Raw genomic sequence first — 22462 nt, 5'->3', positions numbered from 1 at the left:
ATCTTAGTCCTTGGGCAGTCCTTTCATTCACGGTTCCTTTTTATTTGCCCGATCTTTCTGGTAGGACTCCAAACGATCCATCAGCATTTCAACCTGCATACCGAGTGCCGTGCAGACATTCTGCAGATCGGCCATCTCCTGCTCGACGGGGTCGGACACGTTGATCTGATCCAGCTCGTAGGACTTCTCGCCATTGATGCGCACGATCCTTGCCGGAACACCTACGGCGGTTGCTCCCGGGGGCACCTCGCTGAGCACGACGGCACCGGCCGCCACACGGGCATTGTCCCCCACCTTAAACGGGCCCAGAATCTTTGCGCCGGAGCCCACCATCACATTGTTGCCGAGGGTTGGGTGGCGCTTGCCCTGATCCTTACCGGTTCCGCCCAGAGTCACCCCCTGGTACAGCGTGCAGTAATCACCGATCTCAGCCGTTTCGCCGATCACCACGCCCATACCGTGGTCGATAAACAATCCTTTTCCGATTTTGGCCGCGGGGTGAATCTCTACCCCGGTTTTATGGCGGGCCCGCTGAGAAATATATCTGGCAATCAGCTTCATGTCGTGGCGATAAAACCAGTTGGCCCAACGATAGGAACGCACAGCTCGAAATCCCGAATACAGCAGAAAAACCTCTAACCGGGTTCTGGCTGCAGGATCCCGATCCATAATAGAATCCAGCTCTGCTTTTAAATTTTTGAACATACCCGATTCCTCCATTATGGCGATACAATTTGTAATCATTGACAAAACGGCAATAAAAAACACCTCTCGTCCCCCACAGGGGACGGAGGCGGCAGATTCCGCGGTTCCACTCCGTTTTATCACTCAGAGGCAGTAACGGTGCCTGACCGTGCAGAGATACTGAGAACGCGCCAAGGCGTTTGTTCCCCCTGCCTGCTTTCCGTTTTACGGAACACGGGCGCATTTTCGCCGAACTCCCCGCAAAAAGCGCTTGCAGCCGGTGGCGCTTTCTCTCTGTTGCGTTTGTTTCGGGTACTTCTCCCGCTTGCAGCATTTGAATACTATTGTATGCAGCTGTGTCAAATTGTTGCCAAGATTCAGTATACAACAAACCCTTCGGCTTGTAAAGGGCCGGGCTTTTGCCATTTTAGCAGTATATTTTTATCTTAAAAGAAATAAAGCTGTATTAAATTGGGAATTTCCTCTTATTTTCAATCTCTTCATTCTATTTTGGAAAGAAAACAATCTTCATTTCTTGTTTTAACATATATGGTTAGTATGTTTTAATGCAAAAATTCTGAAAAACTTGCTGGGCTGACCCTTTTTTCTTCTCTGCAGTAGCCTTTCATTCGCGACAGAATAGAAGTTTTTTTGATGTACATACAGGGGCCGCCTTTTTGCTGGCACAAAGTTCGCGCTCAGACCGGGGCGGTTCTTTTTTATCACCATCCGTCTTTTGTCCACAAAAGGACAAAAGTTTTTTCTGCATTGTTCTCCGCGATATACCTGCTGGCGCAGGCTTGCCCCTCGTGCCGGGGCGGGCACTTACTTTCGTGGAAGGACGAAAGTAAGCAAAGGCCTTCCAAAGGACACCTTTGGAATCCGTTTTGGGGAACGGCTCCTAATTATGTAAACGAAAGCCATCTGTAAGGCGCTCCATTGAAAATGCCCACTCTCCGAGTCTCATTTGGAAACAAGCCTGATAATCCCATCTGTCGGCGGGCATTTTCAGAGCGCTCTCGTTGGCTCGCAGTTTTTAGGTGCGGCTTCGCCGCATTTTTTGCTGACACAGATTATCTGCGGATTCTCCCGCGTAGGTTTCTGCTGGCGCAGGCTTGCCCCTCGTGCCGGGGCGAGCACTTACTTTCGTGGAAGGACGAAAGTAAGCAAAGGCCTTCCAAAGGACACCTTTGGAATCCGTTTGGGGGAACGGCCCCTGATTGTGTAAACAAAAGCCATCTGTAAGGCGCTCCAATGAAAATGCCCACTCTCCGGGTTTCATCGGGAAATAAGCTTAGCAGTCTCGTCTGTCGGCGGGCATTTTCAGAGCGCTCTCGTCGGCCCGCAGTCTTTTAGGGCGGCTTCGCCGCATTCTTGTGTTGGCTTGCAGAGTGCTTTCCGTACCATTTGCAGACGTGAAAGCTCCCGGTTTCCAAAGGCAGAGCCTTTGGTCGCCCTGAGGGGCCAAGCTCTGCGCCAGCAGAATTTATACGGGAAGCCCGGAAAGACAAAAATCATGATTGTGATGATCGCGTATATAAAGCTACTTCCGCGTGAGAACAGTCAGCGCACGCGCGACACATGGGCGGAGCGAAAGCCTTTCCTCGAGCTGCCCCGCGAGGTATATGCAGGTTTAATCTGTCCAAAAATAAGGGCTGTTCCTCTTGAGGAACAGCCCTTTCGGCCGGGTGGCCGGTATCTGCACGCAAACGGTGCGCGCAGAAATGCCTCTCTTACAGACAAGGGCGGCAGGGCCGGAGCTGCGATGAACTGCCAACATCGCTTTCGCATGAAATTCGGGGGAATGTTCATGAATTATCCTTCGGCCCGTACCGGGGGCTTGCCTGTAAGGCAACAAAAAAGCGCGTGTTACGGAATCCCCAAAATGGGATGCTTCCATAAACACAGCGCCTATATCACAAGTGCAATACACAACTCCCGCTTTGGTGGGATTCCCATTTTTGCCACAATCCCCTATACAAAAGGGGAAAAATGAGTTATACTGTGACTGCAAGTGCGGCTTTGCCGTTGCTTATGGAGGTTAGGTCTCCGTAGGCAGGGGGCGGGGTGTTCCAGCACCCCGCTCCTGCTTTGCACTTTATCGCGCCCTACGAGATTATCCTACCATTATTTGGGATTTTTTGCAAGATAAAATACAGATATGAGAAAAATTGTCACATTGGAACAGGATGCGCCGGATTTTCAGAAATCCGGCGCTTTTTTGCGGGTTCCATCTGGAAAATGAAAGCGGTGCCTGAACACACTTTCCATCTGGATCAAAAAAAGCTTTCTTCATTAAAAGAAGAAAGCTTTTTAAAATTCATTTATCCTGCCGTTTTCACAATCTGCCAGTTCTGTTTTAAATAAATCAATCCGGATATCACGGCAAGAGCCGTGGCAATCAGAATCAGCAGCTGCCCAAACAACGAGGCGAGCGGTTCATTCACCGTGACGGGCAGCGCCACCCCCGCCACAGCCAGCTCCAGCCAATACTGCAGAAACAGAACGACCAGAATCGCGATGATCTGACTGACGGTTTTGGCCTTGCCCCAGTTATTCGCGGCAATCACCTGCCCTTTGTCCGCCGCCACAAGGCGGATGGACGTAACCATGAATTCGCGCGCGATGATCAGCAGCACCAACCAGACGTTGGCCAGGTGCAGTTCCACAAAGCAGACCAGCGCGGAGATGACCAGCACCTTATCCGCAAGCGGGTCCATGAATTTTCCAAAATCCGTGATCTGGTTATTCTTTCGCGCCAGCATCCCGTCAAGGTGATCGGTATACGATGCCACGGCAAACAGGATCGCCGCAATCAGGTAATGGTGCGGCAGCGCCGGGGCCAGCAATACCGCCACAAAGAACGGGACCAGTATGAGGCGGAACATGGTCAGCTTGTTGGGCAGATTCATAACAGCTCCTCCACTTCCCCAATCAAATCGCATTCAATGAAATTCGTGATTTTCACGCGGGCGAACTGCCCGGGGTATGGCTTCTGATCCTTTGCGAAGAAAAACACCTTGCCGTCAATCTCGGGCGCGTCCTGCTCGCTACGCCCGAACCAACACTCCGCATAGCGGTCAAAGCCCTCGGTCAAAACCGTGATGGTTTCCCCGATTTCCTTCTGACACTGCTCCTCCATGATGCGCATCTGCTGCTCCATCAGAAGATCGCGGCGGTGCAGCTTGACTTCTTCTTCGATCTGGTTCGGCATTTTCGCCGCCGCGGTGCCTTCCTCGCGCGAATAGGCAAAACAGCCCATGCGGTGGAACCGGATTTCTTTGACAAACTCGGAAAGCTCCGTGAAATCCTCTTCCGTTTCACCGGGGAAGCCGGTGATCAGCGTAGTGCGCAGCGTAATGCCCGGCACTTTTTCGCGGATTTTATGCAGCAGCGCCGTAATGGACTGCCGGTCGCCGCCGCGGTACATGGATTTGAGCATCCGGCCCGACACGTGCTGAAGCGGCAGATCGATATACTTGACGACCTTTTCCTGCCGGGCCATCGTGTCCAGCAGTTCATCGGTAATGTAATCCGGATAACAGTATAACAGACGAATCCAGCGCAAACCGTCGATTTCACAGAGTTGGTCGAGCAGCGCCGGCAGCATCAGGCGGCCGTAAAGGTCTTCGCCATAACGGCTGGTATCCTGCGCGATCAGGATTAGTTCTTTCGTGCCGTCCGCCGCAAGGCCTTTCGCCTCCTCCACAATGCTTTCCATCGGGCGGCTGCGATAGCGTCCGCGGATCATGGGAATGGCACAGTAGGCGCAGCGGCTGTCGCAGCCCTCCGCCACCTTGATGTAGGAAAAATAGCTGGGTGTGGAGTGAACGCGCTCGCCATACAGAGGCAGGCGGTTCTTCGGCGGAAAGGATTCGGGGTTCTGCCCCTCGAGCGTTTGGCGGATGATATCGGCAATCTCGGTGTTGGCGCCGATACCGACCACCGCGTCCGCTTCGGGCAGTTCCTTGCGGATTTCTTCACGGTAGCGCTCCGCCATACAGCCCGTGACGACAATGGCACGAATCTGTCCCTCCTGCTTGAGCTTAGCCAGCTCGAGGATCTCATCGATCGATTCCTGTTTTGCGTCGTCGATAAATCCGCAGGTATTTACGATCGCAACATCAGCCAGCGCCGCGTCGTTCACCAGACAGAAGCCCTCGTTTTTCAGGGTCGCCATCATCATTTCTCCGTCTACCCGGTTTTTTGCGCAGCCCAGGCTGACCATTCCCACTGTTATTGCCATATTTGCTCCTCATCCAATTCTATGGTTTCATCCAGACAGCGTAGCGCCTGCCGAATCTCCGGCAGGCGGTACCCCATCCTTTGCAGAGCGTTCACCGCTCTGCGCCGCTGTTTTTCATCCCTTGCGGCAAGGGGGTATTTCTTTTCTAGTAGCTGCCGGATTTTTTCCTCCGGCGGCGGGGCCAGCTCCTCGACGATCTCCTCTGCCAAGGCAGGGTCTACCCCTTTACGGCACAGCTCCAGCCGCGCGCGCGACGACGAAAAGCCCTTTCGCCCCAGCAGCTCCCCGGCCAGCTGCCGCCCGCAGGCGGCGTCATCGAGAAGTCCCAGCTCTTCCATGCGGTCCGCGGCCAATTTGGCCGCTTCAGCCGGAAAATCACGGCGCAGCTTCTCTTCCAGTTCTCTTTTGAAATGGGCCCTGTGCTCCAACAGGTACAGCGCTTTTTCCCTGGCCCGCACCTCATCAGACTGCTGACAAAGACGGTACAGCTCCTCGTCGGAAAGCTCCGCCCCCACGCGAATCCCCTCCCGGTAAAGAACGCCGGAATCCAGCTCCATGGCCGGTTCGCCGTCCAGCACCAGCAGGGAAAGACCCTTTCGATGGGGCCGGATCGCTGTGATCAGCATCAGTCATCCACCAGAATATCGATGTTCGCTTTGGAGGACGCTCTGCCGGATGCCGCGGGCTTTGCCGGCGGGGCTGCCTGCTCGATTTCGACCGGCTTGGCCGCTTCAGACGGTGCGGAAGGAGCCGCAGGCTTTTTGGGCGAACCGGAAGCCTTCGAGGGCAGACGGTCGGCATTTTCGCGCAGCTTCTGCTCGATTTCTGCCATGAGTTCAGGATTGCCCTTCAAAAACTCCTTGGAGTTATCGCGGCCCTGGCCCAAGCGGGTTTCACCGTAAGAGAACCATGCGCCGCTCTTCTGCACAATGTCGAGCTTGGCCGCAAGATCGAGAATTTCGCCCTCGCGGGAAATGCCCTGACCGTACATCACGTCGAACTCCGCCTCACGGAACGGAGGCGCGATTTTATTTTTGACCACCTTGGCGCGCGTGCGCGAGCCGATCTGCTCGGTGCCGTTTTTCAGCGTTTCGGTCTTGCGGATGTCGATTCGCACGGAAGCGTAAAACTTCAGGGCGCGGCCGCCGGGCGTTACTTCCGGGCTGCCATAGATGACGCCTACCTTTTCACGCAGCTGGTTGATAAAAATGGCGACGCAGTTCGATTTGGAAATCGCGCCCGCCAGCTTGCGCAGCGCCTGCGACATCAGCCGGGCCTGCAGCCCGACGTGGGAATCGCCCATATCGCCCTCGATTTCCGCACGCGGAACGAGCGCCGCGACCGAGTCCACAACGATCACATCGATCGCGCCGGAGCGCACGAGCGCCTCGGTAATTTCGAGCGCCTGCTCGCCGGTATCGGGCTGAGAAACGAGGAGCGCGTCCACATCCACGCCGAGCGCGCGGGCATACACCGGGTCGAGCGCATGCTCTACGTCGATAAACGCGGCATAGCCGCCGTTTTTCTGCCCCTGCGCGATGCAGTGCAGCGCGAGCGTCGTTTTACCGGAGGATTCCGGCCCGTACACCTCTACAATACGCCCTCTGGGCAGGCCGCCGATTCCCAGCGCCATATCCAGAGAAAAAGAACCGGTGGAGATCGCTTCCACCTGCATTGCCTGATTTTGTCCCAGGCGCATAACGGCGCCCTTGCCAAACTGCTTTTCAATTTGCGCCAGCGCCGTATCCAGCGCCTTGCTTTTATCCACTGCCATGGAAAAACTCCTCCGCTCCAAAATTGTAATCACCGATCCGCTAAAAAATGCGCCGCTGCCCTGCGGCCCATCCATCAGACGGGGCCACCGAACAGGCGCGAACCCGCAGCAACTCACTCCCCGGCTTTGAGCACCATGCTCTGCGCGAACGGCACACGCCGTCTGCCGCCGGGGAAAACCTGGTTTCATTATACTGTATTCCAAACGCAAAATCAATGGATTCGGCGAAAAAATCGAACGAATGTTTTGTGCCTCTGCCGCCAAATAAGCCCTGCAAAGGCTTACTCGCCGCGGTACACACCGGAAACCACGCGGTCGAACCCGTTAAAATCCTGATGAACCTGAATCCGTGCAAGGCCCACGCCGCGAAACAGCGCAGAGACCTGCTCCGCCTGCGTTTCCCCAATCTCAACAGCGGCAATTCCGCCGGGTTTTAAACGCGGCAGCCACACCTGTGCGATCGCCCGGTAAAAGTCGAGACCGTCGCTGCCGCCGTCGAGCGCGGTGGCCGGCTCGGCCTGCACCTCTTTCTGCAGCAGCGGAAGCTCTGAGGCTTCAATATAGGGCGGGTTCGAGATCACGGCATTGAGGTTCCGGAGCTCCGGTGCGGCATCCGCCTGTGTGATATCGGCCTGTACCGCAGAAACCCGACCGTCACCGTAGCGACCCAGATTCTTCTGCAAATAAGAGAACGCCTGCTCATACCATTCCAAACAGGCCACCCGGGCGTCGCCGCGCAGGCGGGAAAGCCCCAGCCCCACGGCGCCCGTACCGGCACACAAATCCGCCACCAGCGGCGCGGGGTGCCCGCCGAGCAGCTCCGCGGCCATGTAGACCAGCAGCTCCGTTTCCTCGCGCGGAATCAGCACTCCCTCCCCCACGATAAGACGCATCCCAAAAAACTCCCATTCCCCCAGAATATACTGCAAGGGGCGACGGGAACGCCGTTCTTCAATGGTACGAAAAAATTCCTTGGCCTGCATGGGCGGAGCCTCTTCCTCCCCCCGCAGCAAAAGGCCTTGGCGATCCATGCCGAAGGCCCGCCGGAACAGGCAGATCGTGTCGTATGCGGGGCTTTCTACCCCCGCGCGCTGCAGCAGGTTTCTTCCCTGCTGATAGGCCTGCTGAAAGGTCATCTTACAACTCGGTCCTCTCCGTTTTCCGGAATGACTTCTTTCATGGCGCTGATCGCCACTTCGATCATCGAATCATCCGGTTCTTTGGTCGTCAGGCGCTGCATCCACATGCCCGGCGCGGAAATAATACGGGTAAACAGATTGTCATATTTGCCGCAGATGCGGATCAGCTCGTAACCGATCCCCATGAGAAGCGGCACGCACAAAAGCTTTGCCACAGTACGGACAAAGGGATTGGTAAATGGGATAAAGTACCCGGCAACGATGCCGAGCAGCAGCATAATCACCATAAAGCTGGTGCCGCAGCGCGGATGAAAGCGCTGATGCTTGCGGACATTCTCCACCGTCAGCTCTTCTTCGTTCTCGTAGCAGAAAATCGTTTTATGTTCGGCCCCGTGGTATTGAAACACGCGTTTAATATCCGGCAGGCTGGCGCAGAACGCAATGTAGGCAATAAAGATCGCGATTTTCAAAAAGCCCTCGAACACGGTGCGCCACTCGGCAAAGCCGGGGCCCCACAGGTAGGTCTGGCCCATGTTGAACAGCCAGGTGGGCAGCCAGAAGAACAGCCCCACGGCGATCAGCACACCGAGAATGGCGCTGACCGTCATGATCGCGTTCATCAGCTTGTCGCCAAAAACGCGCTGCATCCACTGGTCGAATTTAGAGGGCTGCTCGTCATCCTCCAGCCCTGATTTTTCCGCCGAAATACTCAGCGCCTTGTACCCGACGGAAAGCGCGTCGATAAATCCGGCCACACCGCGCAGAATCGGCAGGCGCAGCAGGCTGTAACGGTTCCGCAGGCGACTGACTGCAATCTCTTCGGTGGAAACGGTGTTGTCGGGCATGCGCACAGCCAACGCGGTCTTGTGCGGGCCCTGCATCATTACGCCCTCCATCACGGCCTGCCCGCCGATGCTCGTGATCATTTTTGTTTTTTCTCTAGCCATTTTGTTCGGAATTCCTTTCTTCCGTCGCAGGCGCCGGCTTTGCCTCCGGCGCGGACTGCCTGAGTGTTGGTATCGTGATGGTCACGACGGTTCCGACTCCCTCCTGGCTTTCCAGCTCCAGGCGGCCGTCATGCAGGCGCATGATCTCGTCCGCCAGGGCCAGTCCGATTCCGGAGCCCCGCACCGTCTGGTTTGCTTTATAAAACTTCTTTTTCACGTTGGGTAGGTCTTTTGCAGAGATGCCGCAGCCCGTATCGCTGATCACCACCCGGATTTTTCCGTTTGCTTCTTCCGCGGTAACGGTGACGGTATCCCCTTCTTTGGTATATTTCAAGGCGTTGTCAATGATATTGACAAATACCTGCCGCAGGCGGTTGATGTCGCCCAGAACCGGGGGCAGAAGAGGCGGTTCCTCATATACCAGGAACTTACCCTCCGCCTGCGCACGGTCGGTAAATAGATACACCGCCTCGCCAAGCTCCGCCAGAATATCGATTTTGTCCATCATCAGCGTCATGCGGCCATTCTGCATGCGGGAGAAATCCAGAAGCTCCTCCACAATTCCCGAAAGCCGCTCCGATTCACGGATAATGACGCCCATGCCCTTTTCATACGTTTCGCGCTCGGTCTCGTCCATGCCCTGCAGCGTTTCCGCCCAGCCCTTGATGGCCGTGAGCGGCGTGCGCAGCTCGTGCGACACCGAAGAGATAAAGTCGTTCTTCATTTTTTCCGCCGTGCCAAGCTCTACGGCCATTTTGTTGATGGTCTCGCACAGCTCGCCGATCTCGTCTTTCTGGCGGTTCTGAATGCGGGCGTCAAAGTCGCCCTGGGCGATCCGCTTGGCCGTCGCACTGATCAGCTTGATCGGGTCGACGATCGACTTGATAAAGTAAGAGCTGGAAAACACCACAAACAGGATGACGAGAAAGCCCATGATCAAAAGCCCGCCTACGATGGTGAGAATCTGCCGGTCGGCTTCTTCCAGAGAGACGATATAGCGGATGCTGCCAAGGGGCGAACCAGCCTGGCTGCGGATCTCGCGTGTAACGGCCATCACCTTTTCACCAGAGGAAAGGCGGCCCTGCCAGGTTCCGTAGCCATCCTTGCTTGCCTGCGCCATCTGAACGTCCGGCATCGTCTGGTCCTGGTCGGGCGGGAAGCCCGTGGAAGTGACGAGGATTCGGCCCGAAGTGCTCAGCACCATCATCTCCATCATCTGCTTGCTGGGCGAGCTTTCCACATAAGCGCGCGCCGCGCTGGAAAACTCCGACGCCGTCTTATTGTCATAACCGGCAAACACGTTGGTCAGCTCGCTCGAGCGCCCGTTGATGGTCTGTTGAATGCCGTTGTACACATAGCCCTGCACGACCAGCGAAAGGCAGAGAATCAGTGCGGCAAGGACAAGCAGGATAATGCCCAGGCTGTTCAGAATCCAGCGCCGGGTAATGCCCCATATCTTCATTTCTCCGCCCTCCTTTCGCGCTGTCATTTTATAACCATACAATTTAAAATAGTGGTGAGTATCTTCCCCCGCCTATGGCAGGGGAAGATACCGCTGTGCTGATGAATCCTGTTTTAGAATGAATTTACTGTTACAGGCAGCTCAGAATCTGTTTTGTACCTTTCAAGCTGTAAAACAGATTTTTAAGCTTCCCATTTATAGCCCAGTCCCCAAACGGTCACGATGTGCTTGGGGTTGGACGGTTCATCCTCTATTTTCATCCGCAGACGACGAATGTTCACGTCCACGATCTTTTCTTCCCCGTAATAGGCATCCCCCCATACGTGCTTGAGGATGTCGGATCGGTCGAGCGCCTTGCCCGGATTCGAAAAGAAATACTCCATGATCTGGAATTCCACCTGCGTCAGCTCGATGGGAACATTCTCCTTCATCAGTGCGCGGTTACGCAGGTTCAGCGAGAAAATGCCGGAACGGATTTCTTCGCGGAAGTTGTTGCCGGTGCGCATTTCCGCCAGCGCCACCCGCCGGTACACCGCATCCACGCGGGCCACCAGCTCGCTGGGGGAAAACGGCTTTGTCACGTAGTCGTCCGCACCCATCATCAGGCCGCTCACCTTATCCATCTCCTGCGTTTTGGCAGTGAGCAGGATAATGCCGATCGAACCGCTTTTCTGGCGCAGCTCGCGGCAGACCGCGAGGCCGTCGTGCTGCCCGGGCATCATAATATCGAGAATGGCAACGTCAAACATGCCGTTTTCCCGCTCGTACAGCTCAAGAGCCTGATCCCCGTTTTCCGCCTCGGTCACCTCGTAGCCCGCGCGCTTGAGATTGATCACTACAAACTCGCGAATGGTCTGTTCATCCTCCGCAACCAATATCCTCTTCATTCGTCAGGTTCCTCCTCTGCCTGTTTTATTCCTGCGATGCGATCAGCCGGAAGCTGTTCGTAATATCGTTGATGTTCAGGGCCATCGGGTCATCCGGCTGAAGGATGGAAGCCGCATAAACAATCCCATTTTTCTCCTTCAGCTTATAAAAGCCCTTCGTGACCACCCCGGCGTTCCATTCCTGCTCGGTGAATTCCTGCAGCTTGAGCAGACCCGTACTCACCGCGCCCGCGGCGGCATTGTTTGCTGTATTGGCGGCGGCCCCGGTCGCCGGGAGCCATTTGTAAAAGGTCAGGGAGCGCGCCTCCCGGTCTACCTTGACGGTAACCTTGACTTTGCCGCGCCACATCTCCGGAATCAAAAACCAATAGCCGCTCTTCTGGTTGATGACCATACTCATCACCGGCTGCAATATATTGTTTACGCTGTCGTACCGGTACCAGTTCGTCACGGCGCACGCTTCATCCGGCAGGGGCGATGAATACCCCGGCAGCGGGTTGACGATCGGGATTTCGATCAGCGTGTCGCCGTTGATGTCGCGCGAGGTCACGCTCGTACTGCGCTGCGTGTAGTTGGCCGTTTGCGTCCCCGAATCCAGGAAGGGAGATTGCAGCAGCTTTTTCTTGGAATCCCAGAACAGCACCTCTGTCACATAATTGCCGCCGGCCTTTACCCCGTCGAGCACAATGCCGTACTGCGAGGAATTGATCATTCCCGCCGTGACCGCCGCGTATTTTGTCACGCCGATATCCAAATGTGCCGAACCGATGGTTTCCACCATATTATCCGTCACACGCAGCAGGCGCGCAATGGCCGGCTGCTCCGCCGTGGAAACGGAGGCCGTAAAGATTTCGTCGTAGGTATCTCCGTCAAAATCGCGCACTTCCATTTCATTATAAGGCTGATTATAAGAAAGCTCCGTCATCTTTCCGTCATGGTAAGAGTAAATGCTCACTGACGAAGTCTGATTTAAAACATTGCCCCAGCCAACGATCACATCATCAACACCGTCGCGGTTCACATCGCCAAAGCACACCTTATCCACCTGGGTGGCAGGATTATTGAAAGAGCCGACCTCCGCCCAGGTTTCGGACCCGCCGCGGATAAAGGAAATGGTCAGGCCGCCCTTCTGGTCGGGGTTCTGATACAGCGCTATGGCATCCTCCGATCCATCGCCGGTTAAATCCCACATTAAAATAGCCGAGCGGTAATCCCCGCGGCTCGGGTAGCTCAGCTTTAGCTGATTGTTCGTTTTTTTCTCCAGCACCTTGTGAATCTGTTCTTTGTTGCCGGTAGCACGCGGCGGACGCATCAGAGTCTGAGGGTCCAGGCTGACCGAAGAGCAGCCGGAGCACAGCACGGCCAAGGCCAGCACTGCGGCGATCATCTGTTTCCTCATGTCCTTTTCACGTCCTTTCCCCTTGCACAGGCTGAGCCTGTATTTTTATTATATGGATAGAAATCCGTTTTTTCGAATCGTTTTTTCTGCGCGGCTCCAGCGCAGAGAGAATTCTTTTTGTCAGTTTACCTCTCGTGTCAACAGAAACCTGCGGCGAAGCCGCACCCAAAAACCGCGAACCCGCGAGAGCGCTCTGAAAATGCCCGCCGACAGACGGGACAACAAAACTTAATTTACCGGCAAAACCCGGAGAGTAGGCATTTCTTTGGAGCGCCTTTCCAGTAGCCTTTATCGGCGCAGTCAGAGCTTGTTCCCCAAACGGATTCCAAAGGTGTCCTTTGGCGAATCTTTGCTTACTTTCTTTTCACAAAGAAAGTAAGTGCCCGCCCCGATATGAGGGGCAAGCCCTGCACCAGCAAAAGCCTTACCGTACAGCGCAAAGAAAAAATCCTTCTTAAATATGATGCACAGAAAACGGCAGTATCTAAACCCAGAGTTGGCTGCGGCTTAAAAGACAATACCCGAACTTGCAAAATTATAAATATTATATCATGACCCCAATGAAAAAAACAGTCCCCTTTCTCATATTGGCAGCGCAAACCAACTATGGAAAAAAGTTTTCAATTGAATACAATTCATGATTGACTTTTTTGCGGGTTCTGCATATAATACATATGAACAGTTATTCATATGTTCATATGATCAAAGGAGAAATTGATGATGGCTGACAAAATAGAAGAACTCGAACAGTGCGAAATCGCGGGGATTCACCCCGAATCGATTCAAAAGGCAAAGGAACAGATGCCCTGCGAGGATCATCTGTTTGATCTGGCGGATTTCTTCCGCATTTTTGCGGATTCCACAAGGGTAAAAATCGTATGCGCCCTGCTTTCGACCGAGCTTTGCGTCTGCGACATTGCGGAGCTGCTGGAAATTTCGCAGTCGGCAATTTCGCATCAGCTACGCGTGCTCAAGCAGGCCCGGTTGGTAAAATCCCGCCGAGCGGGCAAGGTGATCTACTATTCGCTGGATGACGAGCACATAGAGGGCATTTTGAGTCTGGGCCTGAGCCACATCAAAGAGAAATAATCACATAAATAGAAGGGTGGGAATGAATCGATGGCCGCCAAGGAATTTGTCGTGGAGAACCTGGGATGCGCCCACTGCGCGGCGGAAATTGAACACGAGGTCGGCAAGCTGGACGGTATTTCGAAAGCTTCGTTCGATTTTGTTTCAAAAACGCTGCGGGTAGAACTTTTAGATGAAAACCGTTTTCCCGAGCTTACCGGCAGGATGCAGGAAATTGCACAGAGCCATGAGCCGGATATCCGATTGACCGAACGCCGGGCCGCACAGGCAGGCGAACGGATTTTATACCTGAAAGGGTTGGACTGCGCAGACTGCGCGGCAAAAATCGAACGCGAAATTCAAAAGCTGGACGGAATCCGGGAAGCGCAGGTGAGCTTCGCCGCACAGCGCGTGATGCTGAAAGCCAGTGACCGGGAGAAGCTGCCGGTACTGACCCGCGAGGCAGTGCGCATCATCGGCGAGATAGAACCGGACGTTACGGTCTCTTTCCGTGAGGAGGAAACCGGCGAGGATGAGGGCGAGAGCAGGAAACGTATTTCCCGTATTCTGCTTGCGGTCGGCGTAGTGCTGTTTGCGGCGGCGATGGCGATCCCAATGGCGGAGCTCCCGTCGTTTCTTCTCTTTCTGGCCGCTTACCTTTTGATCGGCGGCGAGATTCTTCTCATTGCCCTGCGCAACATTCGGCGCGGTCAGATTTTTGATGAAAACTTCTTAATGTCAATTGCGACCATCGGCGCGTTCGCCATTGGGGAATTCCCGGAGGGCGTGGCCGTCATGCTGTTTTACCGTGTCGGGGAGCTGTTTCAGGATATGGCGGTCAACCGCTCGCGCAGCTCGATCAAGGCACTGATGGACATTCGCCCCGATTTTGCCAATCTGAAGCTGGGCGACGAGGTACGCCGTGTTTCGCCCGAAGAGGTAGGCATCGGCGATCTGATTCTGGTCAAGACCGGCGAAAAAATTCCGCTGGACGGCGTTGTGGTGCAGGGCATCTCATCCCTCGATACCTCCGCTCTAACGGGAGAATCCCTTCCGAGGGATGTGCAGCCCGGCAGCGAGGTTCTCTCCGGCTCCATCAACCAGAGCGGTCTTCTGACCATTCAGGTGCAGAAGGAATTCGGGGATTCCACGGCTTCCCGGATTCTGGAGCTGGTGCAGAATGCCAGCGGCAAAAAAGCCCCCACCGAAAACTTCATTACCAAGTTTGCCCGTTATTACACCCCGGCCGTTGTGTTTGCCGCTTTGGCTTTGGCGGTGATTCCCCCGCTGGTGATCCCCGGCGCGGAGTTCCACTCCTGGATTTACCGCGCGCTGGCGTTTCTGGTAGTATCCTGCCCCTGCGCTCTCGTGATTTCGATCCCCCTGAGCTTCTTCGGCGGAATCGGCGCCGCATCGCGTCAGGGAATCCTGATTAAGGGCAGCAACTATCTGGAAGCACTGAACGGTCTTGACACGGTCGTATTTGATAAAACCGGCACCCTGACCAAGGGCAGCTTTACCGTAACGGAAATCCTGCCTGAGAAAATGGAAAAAGCCGAGCTGCTGCGCTATGCCGCGCTGGCAGAAAGCGTTTCCACTCACCCGATCGCCCAATCGATCGTAAGGGCGTACGGCCAGCCCGTTGACGAAGGTCAGGCAATGGAGCACACCGAAATTGCCGGGCACGGCATCCGCGCCGTCATCGACGGAAAAACCGTCCTGGCGGGAAACAGCCGCCTGATGGAATCAGAAAACATTCGGTTTGAGCCCGTTTCCGCCCCAGGCTCCCTGGTCTACCTGGCGGTGGATGGCGAATACGCCGGCTGCCTGGTGATCTCTGACGAAATCAAGCCCGACAGCCGAAAGGCTGTGGAAGCGCTCCGGCAGGCAGGAGTACACACCGTCGCCATGCTGACCGGCGACAGCCGGGCCGTGGCCGAAAGTGTCGCCAAAACCATCGGTATCGACACCGTCTACTCCGAGCTTCTGCCCGACCAGAAAGTGGAACGCGTGGAGCTTTTAGACAATCAGAAATCCCCCGGTGGGAAGCTGGCCTTCGTCGGCGACGGCATTAACGATGCTCCCGTACTGGCCCGCGCCGATATCGGCATCGCCATGGGCGGCATCGGCTCCGACGCCGCAATCGAAGCCGCGGACATCGTCCTGATGACCGACGAGCTGTCGAAGCTGCCCGCCGCAGTGAGGATCGCGAAAAAGACGCGCCGCATCGTCTGGCAGAATATCTGGTTCGCCCTGGGCATCAAGGCCGTTATCCTGATTCTGGCCGCTGCCGGAATCGCCACCATGTGGGCCGCCGTATTCGGCGACGTCGGCGTTGCGCTGATCGCTGTTCTGAACGCCATGCGTGCCCTGAAAACAAAATAACCCCGCGCCGTTTGCCGCGGATTTCGGTTTCAATCAAATAGCAATCCTACTTTATAAAAGCTTAAAATTGATTTTGATTCCTTTCCCCATCTTTCGCGGGGAAAGGAATCTTTCATTATAAAAGCGATTGTCGATCTACAGGAAGCCGGTGTCTTTGGCTTCCTTTTTTCGAGCGGAATTTTTGCCCGAATGGGACGAAAGGAAAAAAATCTTTATTTCCTGTAATAATTAGGATATAATAACCCCACGGCGTAGACGAAAGCAAAGCTTTCGACGCCTGAGGGAACATTGAATCATCGGCTCGATGAGGTTCGATCCCCGACAGCGCCTTGGAAATTCTCATTGAAACGGGTGATATAATAACTCCACGGCATAAGGTCCTCTGCCAATCAGGCAGGTTTTGATTGGCTTATGTCGAAATTAATGATATAATAGGAATGTTTTGGACTGAAAGACCGCAAAAGCAAACTGCCACTGAACGCCTGCCAGGCCGCCGAGGCGTCTGTTCGCCAGGGCCAAACCAAGCGGGAAAGGGGGATGGAAGGATGCAAAGCTCGTCTTCCAATTTTAACAAAACCGATGACCCCAAAAAAGAAAAGCAAAAAAAGTGGTTTACCACCATCACGCTGATTCTTTCCATTGGCGTCATTCTCTATTTTCTGTTTACGACCGATGGTCTGGATACATTGATGCAAATTTCGAAGAACATCCGCCTGCGATGGCTGGAGATCGCTCTTCTCGCGATATTGGCCCGCTATGCGATTGAGGGCTACGTTCTGTATCTGCTGTCTCGTCATCTGGACCCCTCCTGGACCTTTCGCAAGTCCTTCACCGTCGGAATGGTCGGCTTTTTGTACAGCGCGCTGACACCTTTTTCTGCCGGCGAACCGATGGAGATTTACACAATGGACCGGATGGGCATGAGCGCCGGAGCCTCCAGCGCAGTCATCGCCCTGAAATCTCTCATCTACCAGATCGTTATGATGGTTTACAGCCTGTTTTTTATCGCGACGGAATTTTCGTATTTTCGGGCTGTACTGGACAATATTGCCCTTGTCATTATCCTGACGCTGGTCATCAACATGACGATTATCAGCGTGATACTGATCGTGATGTTCAACACCCGCCTGACGCAGAAGCTGCTGCGTTTTCTCATGATGGTTCTGCTTCGCATGAAGTGGTGCCGTCACCCGAAACGCCTGTATCGCAAAATCCGCAATCAGCTGTATGCGTTCCACGACGGCGCCGCTCTGATGGGCCGTTCCACTGCGCTGTATGTAAAATCCGGCCTGCTGACGCTGGTGCAGATCACCTGTGCGAGCATTATCCCCTACCTGATCCACCGCAGCTTCAACCTGCACGGCGCACCCTTTTACACCATGATGGCGGCGGATACCTTCGTTACCATGGCCGCGGCGTTCGTTCCTCTGCCGGGCTCCTCCGGCGGCGCGGAGGGCGGTTTTTACCTGTTCTTCCACGATATGTTCGGCTCTGCAATCTGGCCAGCGATTCTTCTGTGGCGTATTCTCGCATATTACAGCAGCATCGTGTTCGGCTACCTGACCACCTGGGTGGCTGCGAAAAAAAACTGGATGTAACGGCCTGAAAAAAACGAAGCCGTATCCCCTGTTTCTCTCCGTTTTGCGGGCAGGCAGGGGATTTTTTTACCCCCACACGCCCCGGCCCGCCGCCCTTTTTGAGGGAGTCTGGGAAAGAAAGGCTTTTCTCACTGTGGAATCTATGTTATACTAGTTAAGTAACCTAACCATTTTTCAGAGATTCCGGATCGGTCTTTTTTCACCACAGGTCTGCCGACCCCTTTTCTTTCGCCGGCGGCCGTTAAGACCCGGTCTAATATAGATGCGAAAGGAAGTAAGGAATGAGAGACACTTTAATTGACTCATTGAAGGAATCTACACAGTCCGTTTTGCCCATCTGCGCCATTGTTCTTGCCTTCTCATTTGTACTGCCCTTAACCACCGTGGCTCTGTTTCTGACCGGTGCGGTGCTTCTGGTCATCGGCCTGAGTATCTTTACCCTCGGCTCCGACATGGCGATGATCCCTATGGGCGAGGCGATCGGTTCAGAGCTGACGCGCTCCAAAAAGATTGGCTGGATCGCGGGAGGCGGACTTTTGATCGGCGTAGTCGTCACGATCGCAGAGCCGGATTTGCAGGTACTGACAAAGCAGGTGCCTGCCGTGCCCGATGATGTTTTGGTGGGAGCCGTCGCGCTCGGCGCAGGGTTCTTTCTGGTACTGGCGCTGCTGCGCATCGTGTTCCAGATCAACCTGGCGCACATGTTTATCATCTCGTACGCGCTGGTTTTTCTGGTGGCGGGAATTTTCTCTCCCGATTTTCTGGCGGTGGCCTTTGATTCCGGCGGTGTGACCACCGGCCCCATCACCGTACCGTTCATACTGGCGCTCGGCATGGGTGTTTCCACCGTTCTTTCCGGAAAAAACAGCGAAGAAGACAGCTTTGGCCTGTGCGCGCTCTGTTCTATTGGCCCGATACTGGCCGTGCTCATCATGGGTATTTTTTACGACTCCTCCTCTTCCGGCTTTGCGTTTGAATCGCCGGCAGAGCTGGACAGTCTTTCTCAGATTCCGCTGCTGTACGCTGTACAATTCGTCGCTTCGCTCACAGAGGTCGTTGAAGTGCTGCTGCCGATCATGACTATTTTTATTCTGCTGCAGATTCTTCGGCTGCGCCTCTCGCGCACCAGACTGATCAAAATATTCGTGGGTATTATCTACACCATACTGGGCCTGTCGATCTTTCTCACCGGCGTCAACGTCGGCTTTATGCCCGTAGGCCGCTTTCTGGGCGGGCACATCGCCAAGTTTTCGCATAACTGGGTTTTGATTCCTCTTTCCGCCGTGCTGGGATTTTTCATTGTTGCGGCGGAGCCCGCAGTACACGTTCTGAACAAACAGGTGGAAGATATCACCAGCGGCGCGATTTCGCAGCGTGTCATGCAGATTGGGCTTTCCGTCGGCGTCAGCCTTGCGGTATGCCTTTCGATGATCCGGATTATGTATCAGATCGACATCTGGTATTTTCTGCTGCCAGGCTACGCCATCGCACTGCTGCAGACGCGTTTTACCCCCAAGGTATTTACCGCGATCGCGTTCGATTCCGGCGGAGTGGCCGCCGGCACAATGGCCGCGGCGTTTCTGCTCCCGTTTGGCGTAGGAGTATGCGAGGCGCTGGGCGGCAATATTATGACCGACGCGTTCGGCATGATCGCGATGATCGCCACGCTGCCCCTGATCACGATTCAGGGAATCGGTATTCTGTTCCAGTACAAGAGCCGCCAGGCCGCCGCTCTGGAGCCGCAGGTTACCGATGATGCTTCGGACGCCCTGATCATCGACATCGACCTCGACGGCGGGGAAACGGAGCCTCAGCCGGACGAAGCGGCTGCTGATTTGAGTGAGGAAACGATTCCCGATACACAGGAAAGCGCCCTCCCCGAACAGAACGAGACTGCCGTTGAGCAGCCGGAACCAGAGGCCGTAAAAGAGCATGACCCCCTGCCGGAAGAAGATACCGTTTGACTGTTTAGGAGGTTCTCATGGAGCAAGCATTTGAGCATAGTATGATACTGGTGATCGCAAACCAGGGATTTTCCGCCGAAATCATGGAAGCCGCCAAAGAGGCTGGGGCAACCGGCGGAACGGTGGTGCATGCCACCGGTTCGGGACTGGAAAATCTGGAAACCTTTTTCGGAATGACCCTAAAGCCTGAGAAAGAACTGATCCTGATCCTGACGCAGCAATCCCTGCGGAAAGGGATCATGCAGGCCGTGATGAAAACGCACGGTTCCGGAACAGACGCGGATGCGTTCGTGTTTTCCTTACCGGTGGATCAGGTCGTAGGGCTTACTTCTCAAAAAAATCATAAAGATCGTAACGTATAAGAATCCTAAAAGATGCTGTTGTCCTCAATAAGAGGACAGCAGCATCTTTTTTCTTTCATCCCAAAAATTTTACCGGGAAAGGGTCTGTTTATGGATTTTCCATCCCTTTTTTTCATGATACAATAATAGAGCATCTTGGAAAAACCGGGTAAAATTCGGCGAGAAAGGGATTACGCATGAAACAGAAAGTGAATTTGCAACTAAGACTCATCAACCACACACTAAACACCATTGTAAAAAATCAAATTTTGCTGTATCTCAAAATGGAGGAGCAGGACAAACAGCTGAAACAGCTCTCCGTCCTGGTGCGTCAAGCCGAAAGAAAACACTTGGGAGAGCCGAAGTAAGAGCAAATTCCCCGGCAGTTGATGCCTGCCGGGGAAACGCTATTTTATCATTCACTCATTCTCAAAGCCGTACCCAAAATCCGTTCTCTCCGCACCGGACGGACCTGTGCCCGAAGCCAAACGGAATTTATCCAGCTCGCGGTACAGCAGCTGGGCCTGCGAAGAAAGTTCTTCACTCGATGCGGAGCTTTCTTCCGCCGCCGCCGCGTTGGACTGTACCACGCTCGAAATCTGCTCCAGCCCCTGTGTAATGCGGGAAAGCTCCTGGGCCTGCTCCAGGCAGGCTTTTTCAATTTCACCGACTGCCGCAGAGATGGCGTTCGTTTTCTCTACACTGTCATCCACCATTTCAGAAACTGTCTGTGTCAGTCTGGCGCCTTCCGAAATGGCCGAAATCGCACTTGTGATCAGGCCGCCGGTTTCTTTTACCGCCTGCGCCGTTTTGGAGGCAAGCGAGCCGACCTCTGCCGCAACAACCGCAAAACCCTTGCCGGCCGCACCTGCTCTTGCCGCTTCAATGGAAGCGTTCAGGGCCAGAATATTCGTCTGCTGGGCGATCGATTCGATCAGGCTCGTGATTTCCCCGATTTTGGAGGAGGTCTCCTTCACCTGATCCATCGCCGTATTCAGCATCTCCATCTGTTCTTTCGTACGGTTCATGTCTTCGGCAACAAGATCCACCTGGCCCGATACTTCCTGAGCGCCGGCAGCGTTCTGGTTGGCGGCCGCTTCCACCTTTTCAACGGAATCCGCCAGCTGCTCCACCGAGCTGGACTGCTCGGAAGCACCCGACGCCAGCGACTGGGCGCTGGAAGAAACCTGATCTGCACCGGCATTGACCTGCTCCGCCGAAAGGCTGATGGTCCGCAGCGTCTCATTCAGCGAGCTGTAAATCAGTGCCACAGACTCCCCAATCGGCTGAAAGTCCCCCGAATATTCGTAGCTGACCGTCGCTCGCATATCCCCTTTGGAGATATGATCCAAATGCTGTGTCACGTCGCTGATCATGCCGGCCATGTTTTCAATGAGCGTTTTGCAGGCGTGTGTCAGACGCCCGGTCTCATCCTGAAGCTCCACAAGCTCTGCGGGCGGCGTATGCACATCGCCCTCCGAAAGCAGCACCAGGCGCTCGGTGACCGATTCGATCGGCTTTGTCAGCCTTGCGGACCAGCGCAGCATAAAGACCAGGTTCAGCGCCCCGACAATCACGCTGACAACAACCAGAATGATTCCGTCTCTGCGCTGCTCCTGCTGATTATGAGCCATGCTTGTCTCAATATCGTCAAAATAGTTTCCCGTGCTGATGTACCACCCATAGGGTTCAAACAGCTCTGTATAGGCCCTCTTTTTAAATACGCCGTCCTGACCGGGTTTTGTAAAATAGAATTCCGTAAAATCGCCGCCTTTGTCACCGGCGGAAATCAGGTTGCGAATATAATAATTGCCCTGCTTATCCTGCACGTCGTAGCGCATCTGGCCTTCATATTCCTTATTCATATGTACCGCGCACAGGCCGTTCTTTTCGTCCGCCCACAAATAACCGTCCCCGTTATTGTAGCGGGTGTCGCGCACGATCGTTTCCGCAATCTGGCGTGCCTGCTGTTCGGTGATCTCCCCGGACTTCTGCCGCTCTTCATTTGCCTGCAAAGCACTGATGACGGTTTCCACCGCATTTTTGGCCTGATTGTCAAATGCGGATTTCTGCTGATCGTTTACTGCGCCAAACGCGCCGTCTAAAAAGAAGAAGGAAAGCCCCGACAGTACTACGACAATTTCAAGCAGCAGAACACCGACAAAACGCACAATCCTGTGCTTGAGCTGCATCGTCCTTTTTTGCCCGAAAAATTGTTTTTTCAAATTGATTCGCCTCGCCTTTCTGTTATCCCTGTTTTTCCAAGCCAAGAAGCAGGAAGCGCCGCAAAATAATAGTAATAACAATAGACGTTATCGCTATTATTCCGCAGCGTCCCCGCTTTATTTTAGTCAAAAGCACTCTCTTTCCCCTATCTTCATGAAAAGCAGGTGACTGCGAGAAAAAGAGTTGCTTCGAAGTCTGGAAAACGCAAGACCTCATTTATTTTATGCAATTAAATATTACTCTCCTTATCTATTATCGTTGCTTCACTTTGATATTTTAGATTCATCAGATAAAAAAATGATAAAATTTATTAAAAATTGTTTTTAACTGTTTTGGGGAACC

Annotated in this window: 17 protein-coding genes; 6 read left to right on the top strand and 11 right to left on the bottom strand. The window is 54.3% G+C overall.

The annotated features are described in order from the left end of the window. Positions 1–27: 27 nt before the first annotated feature. The 10 genes from cysE to HMPREF1141_RS03385 form a co-directional block, all read right to left on the bottom strand. Positions 28–720 carry a serine O-acetyltransferase gene (gene cysE / locus HMPREF1141_RS03440; RefSeq protein WP_147584694.1) on the bottom strand — a complete coding sequence of 231 codons (693 nt, stop codon included), beginning with the start codon at positions 718–720 and terminating at the stop codon, positions 28–30. Positions 721–3008: 2288 nt separating this feature from the next. Further along, entirely contained in the window at positions 3009–3596 is a 588-nt protein-coding gene (pgsA, locus tag HMPREF1141_RS03430; protein ID WP_009061088.1) for a CDP-diacylglycerol--glycerol-3-phosphate 3-phosphatidyltransferase, read from the bottom strand. Continuing rightward, a complete protein-coding gene (gene rimO, locus HMPREF1141_RS03425; protein WP_009061049.1) occupies positions 3593–4930 on the bottom strand; it encodes a 30S ribosomal protein S12 methylthiotransferase RimO in 1338 nt (445 codons plus the stop codon). The genes pgsA and rimO overlap by 4 nt, the downstream gene beginning before the upstream one ends. Beyond that, positions 4921–5556, bottom strand: coding sequence for a regulatory protein RecX (locus HMPREF1141_RS03420; RefSeq protein WP_009061038.1), 636 nt, complete (start codon positions 5554–5556; stop codon positions 4921–4923). The genes rimO and HMPREF1141_RS03420 overlap by 10 nt, the downstream gene beginning before the upstream one ends. Further along, positions 5556–6704, bottom strand: a complete 1149-nt coding sequence (recA, locus tag HMPREF1141_RS03415) for a recombinase RecA (RefSeq protein ID WP_074432640.1) — start codon at positions 6702–6704, stop codon at positions 5556–5558. The genes HMPREF1141_RS03420 and recA overlap by 1 nt, the downstream gene beginning before the upstream one ends. A 281-nt stretch (positions 6705–6985) precedes the next feature. Then, positions 6986–7840 (bottom strand): peptide chain release factor N(5)-glutamine methyltransferase, encoded by an 855-nt coding sequence (prmC, locus tag HMPREF1141_RS03405; protein WP_009061078.1) that lies wholly within the window; start codon positions 7838–7840, stop codon positions 6986–6988. Continuing rightward, complete coding sequence (locus HMPREF1141_RS03400; protein WP_009061044.1) at positions 7837–8790, bottom strand: DUF1385 domain-containing protein; 954 nt, start codon at positions 8788–8790, stop codon at positions 7837–7839. The genes prmC and HMPREF1141_RS03400 overlap by 4 nt, the downstream gene beginning before the upstream one ends. Further along, positions 8783–10252 (bottom strand): HAMP domain-containing sensor histidine kinase, encoded by a 1470-nt coding sequence (locus HMPREF1141_RS03395; RefSeq protein ID WP_009061060.1) that lies wholly within the window; start codon positions 10250–10252, stop codon positions 8783–8785. Before HMPREF1141_RS03395 ends, HMPREF1141_RS03400 begins: the two co-directional genes overlap by 8 nt. Before the next feature lie 182 nt (positions 10253–10434). Further along, positions 10435–11139, bottom strand: coding sequence for a response regulator transcription factor (locus HMPREF1141_RS03390; protein WP_009061035.1), 705 nt, complete (start codon positions 11137–11139; stop codon positions 10435–10437). Between the two features lie 25 nt (positions 11140–11164). Next, a complete protein-coding gene (locus tag HMPREF1141_RS03385) occupies positions 11165–12538 on the bottom strand; it encodes a VCBS repeat-containing protein (RefSeq protein WP_035316501.1) in 1374 nt (457 codons plus the stop codon). Between the two features lie 720 nt (positions 12539–13258). On the opposite strand from HMPREF1141_RS03385, the gene HMPREF1141_RS03380 reads away from it, so the two are divergent. The 6 genes from HMPREF1141_RS03380 (at position 13259) to HMPREF1141_RS17465 (ending at position 20262) form a co-directional block, all read left to right on the top strand. Next, on the top strand, positions 13259–13627 hold the full coding sequence (locus tag HMPREF1141_RS03380; RefSeq protein WP_035316499.1) for a metalloregulator ArsR/SmtB family transcription factor: 369 nt from the start codon (positions 13259–13261) through the stop codon (positions 13625–13627). 30 nt (positions 13628–13657) lie between these two features. Next, a complete protein-coding gene (locus tag HMPREF1141_RS03375) occupies positions 13658–15991 on the top strand; it encodes a heavy metal translocating P-type ATPase (RefSeq protein ID WP_009061023.1) in 2334 nt (777 codons plus the stop codon). Positions 15992–16536: 545 nt separating this feature from the next. Continuing rightward, a complete protein-coding gene (locus HMPREF1141_RS03370) occupies positions 16537–17589 on the top strand; it encodes a lysylphosphatidylglycerol synthase transmembrane domain-containing protein (RefSeq protein ID WP_009061105.1) in 1053 nt (350 codons plus the stop codon). A 281-nt stretch (positions 17590–17870) separates the two neighbouring features. Next, complete coding sequence (locus tag HMPREF1141_RS03365; protein WP_035316497.1) at positions 17871–19553, top strand: DUF1538 domain-containing protein; 1683 nt, start codon at positions 17871–17873, stop codon at positions 19551–19553. A gap of 17 nt (positions 19554–19570) precedes the next feature. Continuing rightward, the gene (locus HMPREF1141_RS03360) at positions 19571–19915 is read left to right on the top strand and encodes a P-II family nitrogen regulator (RefSeq protein WP_009061013.1); all 345 of its coding nucleotides are present in this window, start codon (positions 19571–19573) and stop codon (positions 19913–19915) included. A 176-nt stretch (positions 19916–20091) separates the two neighbouring features. After that, entirely contained in the window at positions 20092–20262 is a 171-nt protein-coding gene (locus HMPREF1141_RS17465; RefSeq protein WP_009061005.1) for a hypothetical protein, read from the top strand. Positions 20263–20313: 51 nt separating this feature from the next. Here HMPREF1141_RS17465 and HMPREF1141_RS03355 read toward each other — a convergent pair whose 3' ends face one another. Further along, a complete protein-coding gene (locus HMPREF1141_RS03355) occupies positions 20314–22119 on the bottom strand; it encodes a methyl-accepting chemotaxis protein (RefSeq protein WP_009061119.1) in 1806 nt (601 codons plus the stop codon). Between the last annotated feature and the right edge of the window lie 343 nt (positions 22120–22462).

It is taken from the genome of Clostridium sp. MSTE9 (assembly GCF_000277625.1).
GTDB classification, from domain to species: domain Bacteria; phylum Bacillota; class Clostridia; order Oscillospirales; family Acutalibacteraceae; genus Faecalispora; species Faecalispora jeddahensis.
Note: the sequence above shows the minus strand (reverse complement) of the source record. Positions and strands in the feature narration are given on the sequence as shown.